Genomic DNA, 17,725 nt, shown 5'->3' with positions numbered 1-17,725 from the left:
GCTCTTGGCGATAAGCTGCAATATGGCCTATAACGTCAACCGATGGGGTCGCTCAGCAATGGGCAAACCCAGGTGCGCAAGTCTGGTGGAATGCACCTGGACTTGAACTGCGACTGCCGAGGTGTTGGCTGGCCCCCATGACCGGTACAGCACGCCGATCAATCCTGGGTTGCCATCGACGATGGGCTGGTCCACCTTGGTGATGGCCAGCGAGGCTTCATCGCAAAACTTCAAGCATCCGGCATCGTCGGGGTCGGATTGCTCGCCGTGATGGGTTTGGGCGACGGGTACATCCTGTGACATCGCCGCGAAAGAAGAGTGACTACCGCTGTTCGGTTGGTTCAAAAGGCATGCATTGGCCACCCCTGCACCCAACGCAAACAACCACACCGCCAGGATCATCCAGGTGGCATGGCGCAGCGAGTGGCGATACAGGTGCATATCAGTCAGGTGAACAGAGGCAACGATCCAAGGCTAACCCTGGACGCTTGAGAAGCCTTGACGCAGATCAAGAAAGCAGGTCGAGACACGATCTCAAGTCGATCCAGTGTGCGACTGGGCGCTACGTCGGTCGGTTCGTCACCGAACACACCGGCTCGCTGCCATGGCAGTAACGGCTTGTCCCCTCAGTGGGCGTCATGGTGAACGTGAACGCCGCGCATCCAGGCCATGAGGTCGATGGGGCTGGAAGTGCTGGCGCTGGTCACTTCTGCCTGAACCCGGGATTTCTTGAGCTGGGGCTTTTGCTGGGGCTGATGCTGGGCAAGGCTGCCGCGCGAGAGTTTGTCCAGGATGGCGCAGTGAGGCTGGTCATTGCCGTGGCAGGCCTTCACCAGCACCGAGAGACCGTCCATCATCTGCTCGATTTCGCGGCGCTTTTCTTCAAGGTCGGCCAGGTGGCGTTGCGCTACGGCCTTGACTTCGCGGCTCGTGCGCTGTGAATCACTCCACAGGCCGATGAGCTCGGCGATTTGAGCCACCGAAAACCCGAGGTGGCGCGACTGCCGCACAAATCTCAACACCGAGACTTCTCGGTCGCCATAGAGACGGTATCCCGAATCACTGCGCTCAGCCTCAGGCAGCAAACCGATCTGTTCGTAGTGACGAATCATCTTGGCGGAGACGCCTGCGGCGGCGGCGGCTTCGCCGATGTTCATGAGGGTGTTCATGGTGCGCTCCATTGGTTGGGTGAATGCATGCGTTGAAGGATGTAGCTTGTCATGGTGGGAAGGTCAAGGCCCTCACCGAGAGAGCCCTGACGAGCGGGGATCAGAGGGTTGGGTAGCCCGCGTCAGCCAGCGCTTCGACCAAAGCATCGCGGTCTTCGCCGCTTTTCACGGTGATCAGACGCCGCGGCAGATCGACCTGTATCTCGCAGGCTGGATCAACCAGTTTTAGGGTGACGTTCACCTTGGAAGCGCAATGGCCGCAGGTCATGTCAGGGAGGTGGAATTCGTGCATGGATGACTCCGTAGAGGGTTGAGGGAAACCGCACTGTGGGCATTGCCGCGGTGGCAATGTCAAGTTGCATCTGCCGTTGCGCTTGCCACCGTGGGAAGGCCAAACATCCGCTCCACCCCCAACCACCGGAGCCTGTCATGAACACCACCACCTTGTCGCTCATCGAGCACCAGTTCCCCATCGAAGGCATGACCTGCGCCTCGTGCGTCGGCCGTGTCGAAAGAGCCTTGAAGGCCGTTGCTGGCGTGAAGGAGGTCAGCGTCAACCTGACCACCGAACGGGCCACGGTGAACGCGGCCTCTTCCACGCTGGCTGCCAGCCTGGTGGCTGCGGTGCAAAAGGCCGGTTACAGCGTAGGCGAAGAACCCAGCGCAGAGCCGGGTGCCGAGCCCGCAAAACGCAAGGGCGAACCTTGGTGGCCGGTGGCGCTGGCTGCCGCGCTGTCGCTGCCTTTGGTGCTGCCCATGTTCGCCATGCTATTGGGCAGCGATTGGACGATCAATGGCTGGTTGCAGCTGGCACTGGCCACGCCCGTTCAGTTCTGGCTGGGTGCGCGCTTCTACCGCGCAGGTTGGAAGGCGGTACGTGCGGGCGCTGGCAACATGGACCTGCTGGTGGCGTTGGGCACCAGCGCCGGCTACGGCCTGAGCGTGTATCTGCTGTTCAAACACGCCGAACACGGCATGCCGCACCTGTATTTCGAAGCATCGGCTGTGATCATCACGTTGGTGTTGCTGGGCAAATGGCTGGAGTCGCGCGCCAAACGCCAGACCACCGCCGCCATCGCCGCCCTCAACGCCCTCAAGCCCGAGGTGGCGCGGGTGCGCATGCCTTATGGCGATGTGGACGTCGCAATTTCACAGGTGAAGGTGGGTGACATCGTCGTGATCCGCCCGGGTGAGCGCATTCCGGTGGACGGTGTGGTCACCATCGGCTCCAGCCAGGTGGACGAATCGCTGATCACGGGCGAGAGCCTTCCGGTGGCCAAACACGCGGGCGACAAAGTCACCGGCGGTGCCGTCAATGCCGAGGGACTGCTGCTGGTGGAGACCACCGCCGTGGGCGCCGAGTCCACGCTCTCGCGCATCGTGCGCATGGTCGAGTCGGCGCAGGCCAAGAAAGCGCCGATACAGCGCATCGTTGACCGCGTGAGTGCCGTCTTTGTTCCGGTGGTGCTGTTTATCGCCGCACTCACCCTGCTCGGCTGGGGCCTGGCCACCGGCAACTGGGAGCAGGCCGTCCTGAACGCGGTGGCGGTGCTGGTGATCGCGTGTCCTTGTGCCCTGGGCCTGGCGACACCGACCGCCATCATGGCCGGCACCGGGGTGGCCGCTCGCCAAGGCATCCTGATCAAGGACGCCGAAGCGCTGGAAGTGGCGCACCGCATCGACACCGTGGCGTTCGACAAGACGGGCACGCTCACCGAAGGCAAGCCGACGCTGGTCGCAGCGGTGGCCGCTCCTGGTCACGACGACCAGTTGCTGTCCTGGAGTGCTGCCATCCAGGCGGGCAGCGAACACCCGCTGGCACGCGCCGTGATGAACGCCGCCGAAGAGGCCGGCATTGCGCTGCTCTCAACCGCCAAGGTGAGCGCCGTGCCGGGACGCGGGATGTCGGCCGAGGTGCAGGGTCGTGCATTGCGTCTGGGCAGTCCGCGATACATGCAGGAACTGGGCGTGGACACTTCGGCACTGGCCGAGCCTGCGCGCCAGCTTGAAAGCGATGGACGCACGGTCTCATGGCTCGCCGATGTGACGGGGGCCCCCGCGCTGGTGGGCATGCTGGCGTTTGGCGATGCCCCCAAGGCCAGCGCCATCACAGCCATTCAGAGCCTGCAGGCTTTGGGCATTCGCACCGTGATGATCACCGGCGACAACCGGGGCAGCGCGCGGTCGGTGGGGAGTGTGCTGGGCATCGACCACATCGAAGCCGAGGTGTTGCCCGCAGACAAGGCGGCCATCGTGAACCGACTCAAGGAGGGTGGTCACTCGGTTGCCATGGTGGGTGATGGAATCAACGATGCTCCGGCGCTGGCCTCGGCCGACGTGGGCATTGCCATGTCCACTGGCACCGACGTGGCCATGCACGCCGCCGGCATCACCCTGATGCGGGGCGATCCCGCGCTGGTGGCCGACGCGATCGACATCTCGCGCCGAACCTACCGCAAGATCCGCCAGAACCTGTTCTGGGCATTTGCTTACAACGTGATCGGCATCCCGCTGGCAGTGGCAGGCCTGCTCAACCCGGTGGTGGCTGGTGCGGCCATGGCGCTGAGCAGCGTTAGTGTGGTGAGCAACGCGCTGCTGCTGCGGGGTTGGAAACGCCGAGGATGAGTCCTGATGCGCGTGTGCGAGGTGGGCGCTGCGACAAAAGTTGCAGCGCCCTGCATTCACTTCATTCTCGTGATGTCTGTGTAGTCACCGCGCGTGCGCAGGATGACCTTGACGTCGGCCAGACCCCGGTTGCGCCAATACCAGCCGTGGTTGCCCGTGAACGCCGCTTCCAAAACGCCTTCATCGGCCGCAACGCCACGGCCTTTTTCGTAGCTGATCGACTTGCCTGGTGCATCGCCGTGGGTGTCGAAGTTGACCTGTCCACCTTCGACGACCCACGAATATTGCGCTTTGGCACCTTGGACCATCTTCAGCTTGATCTCCGTGCCCTCGCCGGGCGTCAAGGTGACGGGCATTTCGTCGCGCCATTCAATCTTCGGCGCGGCGGCCACTGCAACTGGAGCAGGCGCTGATGGTTGTGCAGCGTTGGCCGGTTCTGCGACTACGGCGGGCGTGCCTGCTGCCTGTGCGGGAGCCGCAGGAGCGGCAGGAGCAGCAGCAGCGTCGGCCGCAGCCTCTGCCGCCAGCTGTTGCTTGATCTCGCCCATCTCAGTCATGCGCAAGACCCGGCCGATGCCGGTGGGGTCGATGCCGTATTCGGCTGGCAGCACGACGGCCCCAAGAAGAACCACCGCTGATACGGCGGCAAGGATGGTGGAACGCACAAGCTGCTTGGACGATGGAAGCTCGGCGCGGGTAGGGGAGACAACCTACCGGTACAAGCCGATCAATGGGCCATGGGTGAATCTCGGCACGGACAAGACCGAAGCCATCCGCAGGGCGTTGGAATTGAACAACGAATCGCCCGACCGTGGCACCGTCAACCACTTGTGGAAGCTGTATCAGGACACCGCCGAATGGAAAGCGCTGTCGGACGCCAGCCGCACGGACTACACGCAGTCGTCCAAGCAGTTACTGAAGACCTTCGGCATAGCTGCCCCTGCTGACATCACGCCTCAGACCTGCGCCCGATACCTGCGGGTGGAGCGCGCGGCCGCGCCGGTCCGGGCAAACCGAGAAATGGCCCTTCTGTCCAACCTGATGAACGTGGCGGTGGAGCGCGGCGACCTGCTGACCAACCCGTGCAAGCAGGTGCGCCGGAACAAAGAGCGGCCCCGCAAGACAGCCCCGGATCCTGAAACCCTGGTCGCCTTCCTCGAATGGGCCAGAAAACGCCCAGGACAGGCCCAGGTGCTCGCAGGAATGGCCGAATTCGCCGCGCTGGCAGGTAACCGCCGGATTGAGTTCCGAACGCTCTCATGGCCCCAGGTAGGCGAAATCGAGGTGCGCCTGATGCGCGGCAAGCAGCGCGACGGGAACGCTGTCGTGGAGGTCGTGGCGATCAGCACCGCTTTGCAGTCCCTGTTTTCCCGCATGCGCGCGCTGGCAAAGGACGACCGCATGGGCTATGTGTTCCCGACCGTCGCCGGCAATGCGTACACCGACAGCGGGTTTAAAGGCATGTGGAACAAGCTCATGTCGGCCGCCATGAAGGAAAAGGCGATCACCACCCGGTTCACCTTCCACGACCTGCGGGCCTACTACGTCACCCAGTACAAGCAGCAGCGCGGAGCCCTGCCCGACCTGCACGCCAACCCGGGCACAACGGCCCGGATTTACGACCGCACGAAGACCGTCAAGCGCTCGGGTCTGTGATGCTGAATTTCCACGGGCAGGGGTCTAAATACCACGGACCTAAGCCAAAATGAAAAAAGGCCAGTTAAGGCCTTGATTCATAAGTAAATTTTGGGGTGGCTGATGGGACTCGAACCCACGACAACAGGAATCACAATCCTGGACTCTACCAACTGAGCTACAGCCACCGCGAGCCGCAGATTATAGCCCGAAGCAAGATGCTCCTTCAGCGTGACGCCGATGCAGAGACAGCGGCTGGCTCGGGCACGAGGATGCGCGCCTTGTAGCGCTCCTTGAGGGTCTCCATGTAGGCCTCGTTCTCCGCCGACGACCACCACTGGCTGTACTGCTGCACTTCCTGGGCCAGCGCCTGCGCGTCGCGCTTGTCGCGTGGCAGCACTTTCTCGACCTTCACCACCGCATACCCCTGATCGGCGAGGTCCACGCCCACCCAGCCCGGCAGTTGTTTCGGGTCGGCGCGCAGCGCGGCGTTGAGCACCGGCTGAGCCGGGCCCTGAGCGTTCTCGCGCGACACCACCACCGCACTGGCCAGACCCTGGGTGCCGGCCGCGCCGGACTTCCAGGCCTGCAACTGCTTTTCGCCTTCGGCACGCGCCAGCTCGGCCGAGCGTTGCGCCACCAAGCGCGCGCGAACCTGCTCGCGCACCTCGGTCAGCGGCAGCGTGCGGGCGGCTTCGTGCTTGACGACCCGCGCCGAGGTCAGTTGCGAGGGGCCGGTCTCGATGGCTTCCGTGTTGCGCTTCTTCTCAATCGCGTCGGGCGTGAACAGCGCGGCCAGCAGCCGCTCGTTGGCGAGAGCCCCGGTGGCACCGGGCAAGGCCTGGCGCTGCACGCCCTGGGCGGTGCGGATCGTCAGCTTGAGGCGGTCAGCGGCCGGCTTGAGGCTGTCAGCCTGTTCGTAGACCGTGTTGCTGAAGGTGTCGGCGGCCTCGGCGAACAGCTTCTGTGCCTGTTGTTTCTTCAGATCAGCCTCGATCTCCGCGCGCATGGACTCGAAGCTGCGCACGGGCGGTGCCTTGATGTCGGTGAGCTGGATGATGTGAAAGCCGAACTCGGTCTCCACCAGGTCGGAGATGGCACCCTTGTCCATGGAGAACACCACGTCCTCGAACGGTTTGACCATCGCGCCACGGCCGAAGAAGTCCAGGTCGCCGCCATTGGCGGCGGAGCTGGGGTCCTGCGACTGCGCCTTGGCCACGTCGGCAAAGCTGGCGGGCTTCTCGCGCACCTGGGCCAGCAGGGCCTGCGCCCGTGCACGCACCGCGTCCTTGTCGGCTGCTGACGCGCCGGCGGGAACAGTAAGCAGAATGTGGCGCGCGCGGCGCTCCTCGGCGCCCGACAGGCGCGACGCGTTCTGGTCGTAGTAGGTCCGCACATCGGCTTCGCTGAGCGCCACGTTGTTCTGCAGCGCGGCAGCATCGAGCACGAGGTATTCCACGTCAACCTGTTCCGGCGCCTGGAACTGCGCGGTGTTGGCGTTGTAGTGGGCCTCGATGTCGGCGTCGGTAAGCGTCACACGGCCCGCGAAGTCCTTGGCGGCAAAACGCGCCACGCGGATCTCGCGGCGCTGGAAGAATGCGTCCAGCGAAACGGAGGCCAGCGCCGTGGGCGCGAAGCCCGAAGCCAGGATGCCTTGCGAGACCTGGCGCTGCGAGAGGTCGGCGCGCACGCGCGCCTCGAACATCTCGGGCGTCATGCCCTGGCGCGCGACGAGCTGTCGGTAGGCCTCGACGTCGAGCGTGCCATCGGCCTTGCGCAGCATGGCGATGGACTCGTTCTGCTGCAGATCGCGTGCCAGCCGTGCGTCGCTGGTGTACAGGTTGAGCTTGCTCGCGGCCACCGCCAGGAGGCGCTGACGCACCAGGCGCTCGAGCGTGGCGTACCGCGCGCCCTCGCTGTCGAGCAGGCGCGCGTCGAGCGTGGGCATGGCCTCGCGCAGCCGCTGCGACTCCAGCTGGTGCGCCTGGTCCCATTCGGCCTGGGTGATGTCCTGGCCGTCCACCGTGGCCACCGCCTCGCTGCTTTCGTTGAAGCGGGTGTAGCCCTCGATGCCGAACAGCACGAACGACGGGATGATCAGGATCATCAGGAAGCCCATGAGGTACTTCTTGTGGGTGCGGATGGAATCGAACATGCCTTGAATCCTGCTACTTCATCAAAAACCGGATGACCGTGTTCCCCGGGCAAACAACAAAAAAGGCGAACCCGGGTTCGCCTTCTTTTTGGTGGTGGGTGCTGACGGGGTCGAACCGCCGACCTACGCCTTGTAAGGGCGCCGCTCTACCGACTGAGCTAAGCACCCGGTGTCTGCATTCAGTTCAGCGCATCCTTGAGTGCCTTGCCCGGGCGGAACTTCGGCACCTTGGCGGCCTTGATTTTAATCTCAGCGCCGGTGCGGGGATTGCGGCCTTTGCGAGCGGGGCGTTTGGTGACGGCGAAAGAACCGAAGCCAACCAGCGACACAGTGCCGCCCTTCTTCAGGGTGGTGCGGATGGCGGTGATAGTGGAATCCAGTGCACGCGTTGCAGCCGCCTTGGAAATGTCGGCGTGCTTGGCAATGTGTTCGACGAGTTCGGTTTTGTTCACAAAAAGCCCCTCTTGATTGAGTTGAATGTTCAGTAAGGACAGGTTCTTTCCGGAGACGGCGCGGGCCGCGGGCAAAAAACCTGAATCGTTCTAGACCGCAGGACGATGCCAACACCGTGGCAAACGCTGGGTGATTAGACCCACTGGGCACAACCCCTGTCAATACATGAGGAGACCCGGCCCGATCCTTGCGGCGCAAGAGGCGAGATTCTAGACGCTTTCATCCAGGCCGGGCCACGCGCTACAAAATGTCGCACCCTTCGCACCGGCGAGGTGCGCGTTCGCTCAGACCCGCAGCGCCTGGGCAATGGCCAGGCCCACGTCACGGGTGCCCGCGCTGCCACCGAGATCGGCCGTGCGCGGCGCGCCGCTGCCGGGCTCCAGCACCGCCTCGATCGCCCGCATCACGGCGTCGTGCGCATCGCGATGACCCAGGAAATCCAGCATCATCGCGCCGCACCAGATCTGGCCGATCGGGTTGGCAATGCCCTTGCCGGCGATGTCGGGCGCCGATCCGTGCACCGGCTCGAACAGCGAAGGGTGCTGGCGCGTCGGATTGAGATTGGCACTCGGTGCAATACCGATCGTGCCGGTGCAGGCCGGCCCGAGGTCGGAGAGGATGTCGCCAAACAGGTTGCTGCCGACCACCACGTCGAAGAAATCGGGCCGTTGCACGAAGTGCGCGGTCAGGATGTCGATGTGGAACTTGTCGACACGCACGTCCGGGTACGCCTTCGCCATCTCCTGCACGCGCTCGTCCCAGTAGGGCATGGTGATGGCAATGCCGTTGGACTTGGTTGCGCTGGTCAGGTGCTTCTTCGGCCGCGAGCGCGCCAGTTCAAAGGCATGGCGCAGCACGCGGTCCACGCCGATGCGCGACATCACGGTCTCCTGCACCACGATCTCGCGCTCGGTGCCAGGGTACATGCGCCCGCCGATGCTGGAGTACTCGCCCTCGGTGTTCTCGCGCACGATGACCATGTCGATCTCGCCGGGCGCGCGCGGGCTGCCGTCGCGCCGCACCACGGGCGCGGTCACGCCAGGCATGAGCTTGGCGGGGCGGATGTTGACGTACTGGTCGAACTCGCGGCGGAACAACAGCAGCGAGCCCCACAGCGAGACGTGGTCAGGCACCTTGTCGGGCCAGCCCACCGCACCGAAGTAGATCGCGTCGTGTCCGCCGATCTGATCCTTCCAGTCGTCCGGCAGCATCTTGCCGTGGCGTTCGAAGTAGTCGCAGCTGGAGAAATCGAAGTGGTCGAACTGCAGGTCGATGCCGAACTTCGTGGCAGCGGCCTCCAGCACGCGGATGCCCTCGGGCATGACTTCGGTGCCGATGCCGTCGCCTGCGACGACGGCGATGCGGTGCTTGTGGCTCATGGGTGCTCCTCAGGGTGGGATGAAAAGAATGACAGGGCTTCGTCGATCAGTTGCCCAGGTGCTTCCTCGGCAATGTAGTGGCCACATGGCAAGCTGTGGCCGGACACGTTCGCCGCGCGCTCGCGCCACAGCGCCAGCACATCGAAGCAGCGCGCCACGGTGCCGTGTTCACCCCACAGCACGCGCAGGGGCTGCATCAGCCGCCTGCCTGCTGCGATGTCGGCGCGGTCGTGTTCCAGGTCGATGGAGGCGCTGGCGCGGTAGTCCTCGCAGACCGACGCGGCGGTGCCGGGCAGGCTCGCACAGCGCTCGTACTCGGCCAGGGCGACCGGGTCGAACGCCGCCAGGCCGGCGTGCCGGCTGCCCATGACGCTGCGCACGTAGCGCGCCGGGTCGGACTCGATCAGGGCCTCGGGCAGCGGCGGCGGCTGGATCAGGAAGAACCAGTGCCAGTAGGCGCGCGCAAAGGCTTCGCTGGTCTGTTCGTACATGGCCAGTGTGGGCGCGATGTCGAGCAGCATCAGCTGCCGCACCACCTGGGGATGGTCTGCCGCGAGCCGGTGTGCCACGCGCGCGCCGCGATCGTGCGCCAGCACGCTGAAACGCTCGAAGCCGTGCGCGGCCATCACCGCCACCGCGTCAAGCGCCATCTCGCGCTTGCTGTGGACGTGGTGCGCCGCATCGGGTGCGGGGCGCGCGGAGTCGCCGTAACCCCGCAGGTCCATCAGCACCACCGTGAAGTGCCGCGCCAGCGCCGGCGCCACACGGTGCCACATGGCCATGCTCTGCGGATGCCCGTGCAGCAACAGCATCGGCGGTCCTTCACCGCCGACACGGGTGTGCAGACGCACGCCGTCGCGGAGTACGGCATGGGAGGTGAATTGGTTCAACATGGGCGCCAGCATAGCCCGCATCGTGGCAATAATCTGGCAATTGATTCGTTCTCGAAAGGAAACAATTGGACCGCCCCGATCTGGAACTCGTGCTCGCCGTGCGGCAACACGGCAGCCTCGTGATGGCCGCCCGCGCATTGAAGGTGGCCCCTTCAGCCGTGACCAAGCGCCTGGCCGCGCTGGAGGCGCGCCTGGGCCTGCGCCTGTTCCAGCGCACCACACGGCGCGTGAGCCCCACCGCGGAAGGCGACACGCTGTGCGAGCGTGCGGCGCAGTTGCTGCGCACCTTCGACGAGGTCGAGGCCGAACTGCGCGAAAGGCAGGCCGAGCCGTCCGGGCCGATCCGCCTCGCGGCCACGTTTGGATTTGGCCGCTTGTGGGTGGGCCCGGCACTGGCGGCATTCCAGGCGCGCCACCCGGGCATCCAGGTGCAGCTGCAGCTCACCGAACAACTGCCCGATCTCGCAGTGGAAGGTTTTGATGGTGCGATCTGGCTCTGGAACGCGCCCCGCGAGCGCGCGGCCGAATGGGTGTCGCGCCGGCTGGCGGGCAACCAGCGCGTGCTGGTGGCCGCGCCGAACTACATCGAGCGGCACGGCGCGCCGCGCACGCTGCAGGACCTGGCCACGCATGCCTGCCTGGTGGTGCGCGAAAACGATGGGGGTCCGGGTCAGCGCTTCGACCACTGGAGGCTGCAGCGCGCGGGCGACGCGCAGGTGACGCATGTGCCCGTGACCGGCCCGCTGTCAAGCAACTCGGGTGAACTGGTGCGCGACTGGTGCATAGCGGGGCACGGCATCATGCTGCGCAGCCTGTGGGACATTGCGCCCCAGCTCGCCAGCGGCGCACTGGTGCGCGTGTTGCCCGCGTTCGCGATGCCCGACGCCGACATCCACTGGCTCGCACCCTACCGGCCCCAGACTCCCAGGCGCATCCGCCTGCTGGTGGACTGTCTGCTCGACGCCTTTCGCAAACAGCCCTGGAAGCCCGTCAGCGCGACGAGCGCACCACCAGGCTCACGCCAAAGGCGGTGAGCGCGGTGCCCGCCAGGGTGACAGCGGTGATCGGTTCAGAAAACAGCACCCAGGCAATCAGCGCGGTGCACGGCGGCACCAGGTACATGAGGCTGGTCACGGAGGCCGCCGCACCGCGCTGGATCAGCATGTACAGCAGCGAGCTGCCGCCCAGCGTGAGCCCCAGCACCGACCAGGCCATGGCGCCGATGAGTTCGCCATTCCAGCTCATCACCTCGGCTTCCAGCAACGTGAGCGGCAGCGTGACCAGCAGTGCGGCGAGCAGTTGCACCGCGTTGGCGGTGCGCACGTCGCATGCCGCCACGAAGCGCTTCTGATACAGCGTGCCCACGGTGATGGCCAGCAGCGCCATCAACGCAAACGACAGGTTGAGCCAGTTGGCCTGGTCCCCCGGCCCACCCGCGCCGAATTTGCGGGAGACCACCAGCACCAGGCCGGCAAAGCCCAGCATGAGGCCCAGCCATTGCCGCTTCGACACCCGCGAGCCGGTGCCCGAGAGCCAGATCGCGGTGAGCACGGGCTGGATGCCGACGATCAACGACGACAGGCCCGAACCCATGCCGGCCTTCACCGCCGCCCAGACGCCACCGAGGTAGCCCGCGTGCATCAGCACACCGGTGACGGCCAGGTGAAACCACTGCGCGCGGCTGGTCGGCCACTTCACGCCCGCCAGCACGATCCAGGGGAGGAAACAGGCAATGGAGAGCGCATAGCGCACGGCGAGGAACTTCATCGGCGGTGCATGCGGCATGCCGTAGCGCGCCACGATGAAACCCGTGCTCCAGATCAGCACGAACACCCAGGGCATGGCACGCAGCCACGCGTTGTCTTGCGTCGGGGAATGCATCGCCTGGACTTCAGCGCGATCTGGCGCGAATTTCGGGAATGGCCTTCTGCAGGTAATACACCATGGACCAGACGGTCAGCACGGCGGATATCCAGATCAGCCAGGTGCCCCAGAGCTGGGTGTCGATCACGCCGAACAGCGTGCCGTTGAACAGCAGGAAGGGAATGGCCACCATCTGTACCGTGGTCTTGACCTTGCCGATCATGTGCACCGCCACGCTCTTGGTCGCGCCGATGATGGCCATCCACTCGCGCAGCGAGGAGATCGCGATCTCGCGGCCGATGATGATGAGCGCCACGAACACGTCGGAACGGTCCAGGTGCACCAGCACCAGCAGGCTGGCACAGACCAGGAACTTGTCAGCCACCGGGTCGAGGAAGGCGCCGAAGGCCGAGGTCTGGTTGAGCTTGCGGGCCAGGTAGCCATCGGCCCAGTCGGTCAGGGCAAAGACGATGAACAGGGCCGTGGCGATGAGGTTCTGCTCGGTCGCGGAAAGGCTCCCCATGTAGAACACCCCCACGATCAGCGGGATGGCCACGATGCGCGCCCATGTGAGCAGGGTGGGGAGGTTGAAGAACATGGCAGCGATTATGCGTCGGGCACCTCGGTCCGGCGCGGTGCGGGCCTTTCAGTGCAGGGCGCGATAGATCGCGTCGGCCAGTTCCGCCGAGATGCCCTCCACCGTGCCGAGGTCTTCCACGCTGGCCGACGCCACGCCGCGCACCCCGCCAAAACGCTGCAGCAGCCGCGCGCGCTTCCTGGGCCCCACGCCCGGGATGTCTTCGAGCTTGCTGCCGCCGGTGCGCACCTTCGCGCGCTGGGCGCGCATGCCGGTAATGGCAAAGCGGTGGGCCTCGTCGCGGATCTGCGCCACGAGCATGAGCGCGGCGGAGTCGTGGCCCAGATACACCTTCTGGCGGCCATCGGCGAACACCAGCTCCTCCAGGCCGACCTTGCGACCCTCGCCTTTTTCCACACCGACGATGAGCGAGAAGTCCAGGCCAAGCTGCTCGAACACCTCGCGCGCCATGCTCACCTGCCCTTTGCCACCGTCCACCAGCACCAGGTCGGGCATCCGCGGGCCAGCCACCGCATTGACCGTGGGCTCGATGGCCGACGCCTCCGCGTCTTCCTGCTCGGCCAGGGCTTCGACAGGCTCAGCCCGAACGGAAGGGGGCTCTGCCTGGTCGGCGGCCAGCGGCACCGGCTCCCCCGGAACCTCGTTGACCTCTTTCATCGCCTCCGCGATCCGCCCGTAACGGCGCAGCAGCACCTGGCGCATGGCGGCGTAGTCGTCGCCCGGGGTGATGCCGTCGATCCGGTAGCGGCGGTACTGGCTGTTCTGCATCTTGTGGCCTTCAAACACCACACACGAGGCCTGGGTGGACTCCCCAGCGGTGTGCGAGATGTCGAAACACTCGATGCGCAAGGCGTCAAGCTGATCGTCCGGCAGGTTCAGCGCATCGGCCAGCGCGCGCGTGCGGGCCTGCTGCGAGCCCTCTTCCGCCAGCAGGCGCGCGAGCGCGATGTCGGCGTTCTTCTGCGCCATCTCCAGCCAGATGCGCCGGTGCTCGCGCGGGTGGTGCACGGCGTTGACTTTCGTGCCGGTCTGTTCGGTCAGCGCGTCCAGCAGCGGCTTGCCCACCGGGTGGCTGGTGACCAGCGTGTGCGGCATGGCGACGCCCAGGTAGTGCTGGGCGATGAAGGCTTCGAGCACCTGCACCGCCACGCGCTCGGCCGGATCCGCCCCGGCGGCGTTGTCACCCCCCTCCACGGCCAGCGCGTGGTCGATCGCGGTGGCGTCTTCCACGTGGGCCGGGAAGTAGGGCCGGTCGCCCAGGTGGCGGCCGCCCCGGACCATGGCCAGGTTCACGCAGGCCCGGCCGCCCTGCACCTTCACCGCAAGCACGTCCACGTCCCGGTCGGAGACGTTGTCCACCGCCTGCTGGTGCAGCACGCGCGAGAGCGCACTGATCTGGTTGCGGATCTCCGCAGCCTGCTCGAACTCCAGCTTGTCGGCGTGGGCCAGCATGCGCTGCTCCAGCGCATCCAGCACGGCCTGGGTCTCACCGCGCATGAAGCGCTCGGCGTCGCGCACGTCCTGCGCATAGGCCTCGCTGTCGATCAGGTCCACACAGGGACCGCTGCAGCGCTTGATCTGGTACAGCAGGCAGGGCCGCGTGCGGTTGGCAAACACCGAGTCCTCGCAGGTCCGCAGGCGAAACACCTTCTGCAACAAGGTGATGGACTCCTTCACGGCCCACGCGCTGGGGTACGGGCCGTAGTAGCTGTGGCGGCGATCGACCACGCCGCGGTAGTAGGCCATGCGCGGAAATGCGAGCGAGGGCGACGGCGCGCGCGCCGAAGGTTTGAACGCCTCGCGCGTGCCGGTGATCTTGAGGTAGGGGTAGCTCTTGTCGTCGCGGAACAGGATGTTGAACTTGGGGTTCAACGTCTTGATGAGGTTGTTCTCCAGCAGCAGCGCCTCGGCTTCGGAGCGCACGACCGTGGTTTCCATGCGCGCGATCCGGCTCACCATGTGGCCGATGCGCGTGCCATCGTGGTTCTTCTGGAAGTAGCTGGCCACACGCTTCTTGAGGTTGCGCGCCTTGCCCACGTAAAGCAACTGGTCCTGCGCGTCGAAATAGCGGTACACACCGGGCAAGCCAGGCAGCGCGGCCACTTCGCTCAGCAGTTGTTCGGAATGCGTGTCAGACATGGGCCGGTATTGTGCGCGGCATCGCACCCCCCTACCGCCAGTGGGCTTGCACCGACAATGGCGGCCATGCGATGGGACATTTTCTGCCGGGTGATCGACAACTTCGGCGACGTGGGGGTGTGCTGGCGTCTGTCCGCAGACCTCGCACGGCGCGGCGAACAGGTGCGGCTGTGGCTCGACGACCCGCGGGCCCTGGCCTGGATGGCGCCCGGCGCGCAGGAGGGGCGGGTTCCCGGCGTCGAGGTGCTGCACTGGACCACGCCGTTGCCCACCGGTCTCCTGGACGGCCAGCCCCCGGCGGACGTGTGGATCGAGGCCTTCGGCTGCGAGCCCCCCGCCGAATGTGTCAGCGCCCTGGCTGCCCGGGTCTCGGCGGGCGCCCCGGCGCCCGTGTGGATCAACCTCGAATACCTCAGCGCCGAGCCGTACGTGGAACGCTCGCACCGCCTGCCCTCCCCGGTCATGAGCGGGCCGGCGCGCGGCCTCACCAAATGGTTCTTCTACCCTGGCTTCACCGAACGCACCGGTGGCCTGTTGCGCGAGGCGGACCTGCTCACCCGGCAGGCGACGTTCGACGCACCGGGCTGGCTGCGCGGCCTGGGCCTGCCTCTGCGCAAGACGGCGCGGCGCGTGAGCCTGTTCTGCTACCAATCTGGCGCCCTGCCCGGCGTGCTGCGACAGGCGGGCGCGTCCGCCGAAGCGAGCGACTGGCTCATCACCCCGGGACGCGCCTGGCAGGCGGTTCAGGCTGCGGTGCAGCACGACGGCCCGCCCGGCCCGGGCTGCGCGCTCCAGGCCCTACCCCTGTTGCCCCAGCCGGACTACGACAAATTGCTCTGGGCCTGCGACCTCAACTTCGTGCGCGGCGAGGACTCGCTGGCGCGCGCCCTGTGGGCTGGTCAGCCCTTCGTCTGGCACATCTATCCGCAGCACGACGACGCCCACCACGCCAAGCTCCACGCTTTCCTGGACGGGTTGCAGGCGCCGGCTTCGCTGCGCGCCTTCCACCTGGCCTGGAACGGCATCGGCACCGGCACTGCCGTGTGGCCCGATGCCGCCACCCTCTCGGAATGGCGGGACTGCGCGCAGGCCGCGCGGCGGCACCTGCTCGCGCAGGCCGACCTGTGCAGCCAGCTCACTGGCTTCGTGCGGGAAAAGCGATAAAATTCAAGGCTTTGCGGAATACGGCCCCGGCACCGCCCCGTGCAACACCGTCCGCCAGCCTTCTGCCTCGCCGCACAGATCGCAGCCATCAGCTCAGCCCCCGGGTGTCCAGCGCACGCCGGGAGCAAGCGGCCCAACCGTTGGAACCCCTATGAAAATCGCTCAAGAACTCCGCGCCGGCAACGTCATCATGCACGGCAAGGACCCGATGATCGTCCTGAAGACCGAATACAGCCGTGGTGGCCGTGGTGCCGCCACCGTGCGCCTCAAGCTCAAGGCCCTGCTCAACAACATGGCCACCGAAGTCGTCTGCAAGGCCGACGACAAGATGGAGCAGATCATCCTGGACAAGAAGGAGTGCACCTACTCCTACTTCGCCGATCCCATGTACGTCTGCATGGACGCCGAGTACAACCAGTACGAAGTGGAAGCCGAGAACATGGGCGACGCCCTGAACTACCTCGAAGACGGCATGACCGTGGAGGTGGTGTTCTACGAAGGCAAGGCCATTTCGGTCGAACTGCCCACCAGCGTCGAGCGCGTGATCACCTGGACCGAGCCCGCCGTCAAGGGCGACACCTCCGGCAAGGTGCTCAAGCCGGCCAAGATCGCCACCGGTTTCGAAGTGGCCGTGCCGCTGTTCGTGGCACAGGACGACAAGATCGAGATCGACACCCGCACCGGCGAATACCGCCGTCGCGTCTGAGGCCGCAGGCCCTGCTCCTCCTTGAAAAGGCTCCCGCAGGAGCCTTTCTCTTTTCCGCGCGCCGCCCATGGAACTGATCGCCCGCATCGCCGAAGTCATCATCCCGGTGTTCCTGATCGTGGCCATCGGCTACGGCTACGCACGTGGCCGCGCGCTGGACATGACCGTGTTCAACCGCATCGCGCTCGACGTGCTCGCGCCCCTGCTGGTGTACTCGGCCCTGGCCTCGAAGAACTTCGTCATCGCCGAGCACGTCACGCTGCTGGCGGGCGGTGCCGTGCTGATCCTCGGCACCGGCCTGCTCGCCTGGCCACTGGCAAGGGCGTTGGGCGCGCAACCGCGCACGCTGGTGCCGGTGGTGATGTTCAACAACTGCGGCAACATGGGCCTGCCGCTGGCGCTGCTGGCCTTCGGCCCGGCGCATTTCGGCGCGGCGGTCGCGCTGTTCTCGGTCAGCAACCTGCTGCACTTCTCGCTGGGCTCGCGCATCACCAGCCGACTGGCGCGCACGCGGGACCTGCTCACCAGTCCGCTGATGATCGGCACCGCGCTCGGCTTCTTCAGCGCCCTGACCGATCTGCGACCACCCGAGGTGCTGCTCTCGGGCATGAAGCTGCTGGGCGACGCGCTGCTGCCCATGATGCTGTTCGCGCTGGGCGTGCGCCTGACGGCACTGACGCGCTCGGGTCTGGCGCTGGGCATGGTCGGCGCGCTTGCCCGCCCACTCATGGGTCTGGCCGTCGGCATCCCGCTGGCCTGGGCGCTGGGACTGGAGGGCGAGGCGCGCGGGCAATTGCTGCTGTTTGCCGCCTTGCCACCAGCCGTCATGCAGTTCATGCTGGCCGAGCGCTACCACCAGGAGCCTGACAAGGTAGGCGCCATGATCATGCTGGGCAATGCCCTGGCGGTGGTCTTCGTGCCATTGGCCCTGGCGCTCGCCCTTTGA

At 65.9% G+C, this 17,725-nt stretch carries 17 protein-coding genes and 2 tRNA genes; 6 read left to right on the top strand and 13 right to left on the bottom strand.

From position 1 onward, the window contains the following. Positions 1 to 27 precede the first annotated feature (27 nt). The 3 genes from AB7P10_RS04610 to AB7P10_RS04600 form a co-directional block, all read right to left on the bottom strand. The gene (locus AB7P10_RS04610) at positions 28 to 441 is read right to left on the bottom strand and encodes a hypothetical protein (RefSeq protein ID WP_425724184.1); all 414 of its coding nucleotides are present in this window, start codon (positions 439 to 441) and stop codon (positions 28 to 30) included. A gap of 185 nt (positions 442 to 626) precedes the next feature. After that, positions 627 to 1,169: a Cu(I)-responsive transcriptional regulator gene (gene cueR, locus AB7P10_RS04605; protein WP_428292669.1), complete on the bottom strand. Its 543-nt coding sequence runs from the start codon at positions 1,167 to 1,169 to the stop codon at positions 627 to 629. A 100-nt stretch (positions 1,170 to 1,269) separates the two neighbouring features. Beyond that, the gene (locus AB7P10_RS04600; protein WP_056265276.1) at positions 1,270 to 1,461 is read right to left on the bottom strand and encodes a heavy-metal-associated domain-containing protein; all 192 of its coding nucleotides are present in this window, start codon (positions 1,459 to 1,461) and stop codon (positions 1,270 to 1,272) included. 137 nt (positions 1,462 to 1,598) lie between these two features. Between AB7P10_RS04600 and AB7P10_RS04595 the strand changes: the two genes are divergently transcribed. Beyond that, positions 1,599 to 3,794 (top strand): heavy metal translocating P-type ATPase, encoded by a 2,196-nt coding sequence (locus AB7P10_RS04595; RefSeq protein ID WP_428292668.1) that lies wholly within the window; start codon positions 1,599 to 1,601, stop codon positions 3,792 to 3,794. A 56-nt stretch (positions 3,795 to 3,850) separates the two neighbouring features. On the opposite strand, the gene AB7P10_RS04590 is transcribed toward AB7P10_RS04595, so the two are convergent. Beyond that, on the bottom strand, positions 3,851 to 4,459 hold the full coding sequence (locus tag AB7P10_RS04590; RefSeq protein ID WP_428292667.1) for a transmembrane anchor protein: 609 nt from the start codon (positions 4,457 to 4,459) through the stop codon (positions 3,851 to 3,853). A gap of 76 nt (positions 4,460 to 4,535) precedes the next feature. On the opposite strand from AB7P10_RS04590, the gene AB7P10_RS04585 reads away from it, so the two are divergent. Continuing rightward, positions 4,536 to 5,450 carry a tyrosine-type recombinase/integrase gene (locus AB7P10_RS04585; RefSeq protein WP_428292666.1) on the top strand — a complete coding sequence of 305 codons (915 nt, stop codon included), beginning with the start codon at positions 4,536 to 4,538 and terminating at the stop codon, positions 5,448 to 5,450. Positions 5,451 to 5,541: 91 nt separating this feature from the next. Here the strand turns inward: AB7P10_RS04585 and AB7P10_RS04580 are convergent. The 6 genes from AB7P10_RS04580 to AB7P10_RS04555 form a co-directional block, all read right to left on the bottom strand. Continuing rightward, a tRNA-His gene (locus AB7P10_RS04580) sits at positions 5,542 to 5,617 on the bottom strand. Positions 5,618 to 5,655: 38 nt separating this feature from the next. Further along, positions 5,656 to 7,584 carry a SurA N-terminal domain-containing protein gene (locus tag AB7P10_RS04575; protein ID WP_428292665.1) on the bottom strand — a complete coding sequence of 643 codons (1,929 nt, stop codon included), beginning with the start codon at positions 7,582 to 7,584 and terminating at the stop codon, positions 5,656 to 5,658. Positions 7,585 to 7,676: 92 nt separating this feature from the next. Beyond that, positions 7,677 to 7,752 (bottom strand) — tRNA-Val (locus AB7P10_RS04570). Positions 7,753 to 7,763: 11 nt separating this feature from the next. Next, positions 7,764 to 8,036 (bottom strand): HU family DNA-binding protein, encoded by a 273-nt coding sequence (locus tag AB7P10_RS04565; RefSeq protein WP_066158910.1) that lies wholly within the window; start codon positions 8,034 to 8,036, stop codon positions 7,764 to 7,766. Positions 8,037 to 8,321: 285 nt separating this feature from the next. Continuing rightward, positions 8,322 to 9,416 carry a tartrate dehydrogenase gene (locus AB7P10_RS04560; protein WP_428292664.1) on the bottom strand — a complete coding sequence of 365 codons (1,095 nt, stop codon included), beginning with the start codon at positions 9,414 to 9,416 and terminating at the stop codon, positions 8,322 to 8,324. Further along, a complete protein-coding gene (locus AB7P10_RS04555) occupies positions 9,413 to 10,309 on the bottom strand; it encodes an alpha/beta fold hydrolase (protein WP_428292663.1) in 897 nt (298 codons plus the stop codon). Before AB7P10_RS04555 ends, AB7P10_RS04560 begins: the two co-directional genes overlap by 4 nt. Positions 10,310 to 10,374: 65 nt before the next feature. On the opposite strand from AB7P10_RS04555, the gene AB7P10_RS04550 reads away from it, so the two are divergent. Beyond that, positions 10,375 to 11,343: a LysR family transcriptional regulator gene (locus AB7P10_RS04550; RefSeq protein WP_428292662.1), complete on the top strand. Its 969-nt coding sequence runs from the start codon at positions 10,375 to 10,377 to the stop codon at positions 11,341 to 11,343. On the opposite strand, the gene AB7P10_RS04545 is transcribed toward AB7P10_RS04550, so the two are convergent. From AB7P10_RS04545 to uvrC, 3 genes are read right to left on the bottom strand one after another with little or no spacing between them, the layout of a single operon-like run. Continuing rightward, entirely contained in the window at positions 11,300 to 12,190 is an 891-nt protein-coding gene (locus tag AB7P10_RS04545) for a DMT family transporter (RefSeq protein WP_428292661.1), read from the bottom strand. The two genes, AB7P10_RS04550 and AB7P10_RS04545, sit on opposite strands and share 44 nt — an antisense overlap. 10 nt (positions 12,191 to 12,200) lie before the next feature. Beyond that, positions 12,201 to 12,770, bottom strand: coding sequence for a CDP-diacylglycerol--glycerol-3-phosphate 3-phosphatidyltransferase (gene pgsA, locus AB7P10_RS04540; protein WP_428292660.1), 570 nt, complete (start codon positions 12,768 to 12,770; stop codon positions 12,201 to 12,203). Between the two features lie 48 nt (positions 12,771 to 12,818). Further along, entirely contained in the window at positions 12,819 to 14,909 is a 2,091-nt protein-coding gene (uvrC, locus tag AB7P10_RS04535) for an excinuclease ABC subunit UvrC (protein WP_428292659.1), read from the bottom strand. 66 nt (positions 14,910 to 14,975) lie between these two features. Between uvrC and earP the strand changes: the two genes are divergently transcribed. From earP to AB7P10_RS04520, 3 genes are all read left to right on the top strand, one after another. Further along, a complete protein-coding gene (earP, locus tag AB7P10_RS04530; RefSeq protein WP_428292658.1) occupies positions 14,976 to 16,073 on the top strand; it encodes an elongation factor P maturation arginine rhamnosyltransferase EarP in 1,098 nt (365 codons plus the stop codon). A gap of 151 nt (positions 16,074 to 16,224) precedes the next feature. After that, positions 16,225 to 16,779 (top strand): elongation factor P, encoded by a 555-nt coding sequence (gene efp / locus AB7P10_RS04525; RefSeq protein ID WP_428292657.1) that lies wholly within the window; start codon positions 16,225 to 16,227, stop codon positions 16,777 to 16,779. Between the two features lie 67 nt (positions 16,780 to 16,846). Then, entirely contained in the window at positions 16,847 to 17,725 is an 879-nt protein-coding gene (locus tag AB7P10_RS04520; protein ID WP_428292656.1) for an AEC family transporter, read from the top strand.

This window comes from Hydrogenophaga sp. (assembly GCF_050182545.1).
Classification (GTDB): domain Bacteria; phylum Pseudomonadota; class Gammaproteobacteria; order Burkholderiales; family Burkholderiaceae_C; genus Hydrogenophaga.
Note: the sequence above shows the minus strand (reverse complement) of the source record. Positions and strands in the feature narration are given on the sequence as shown.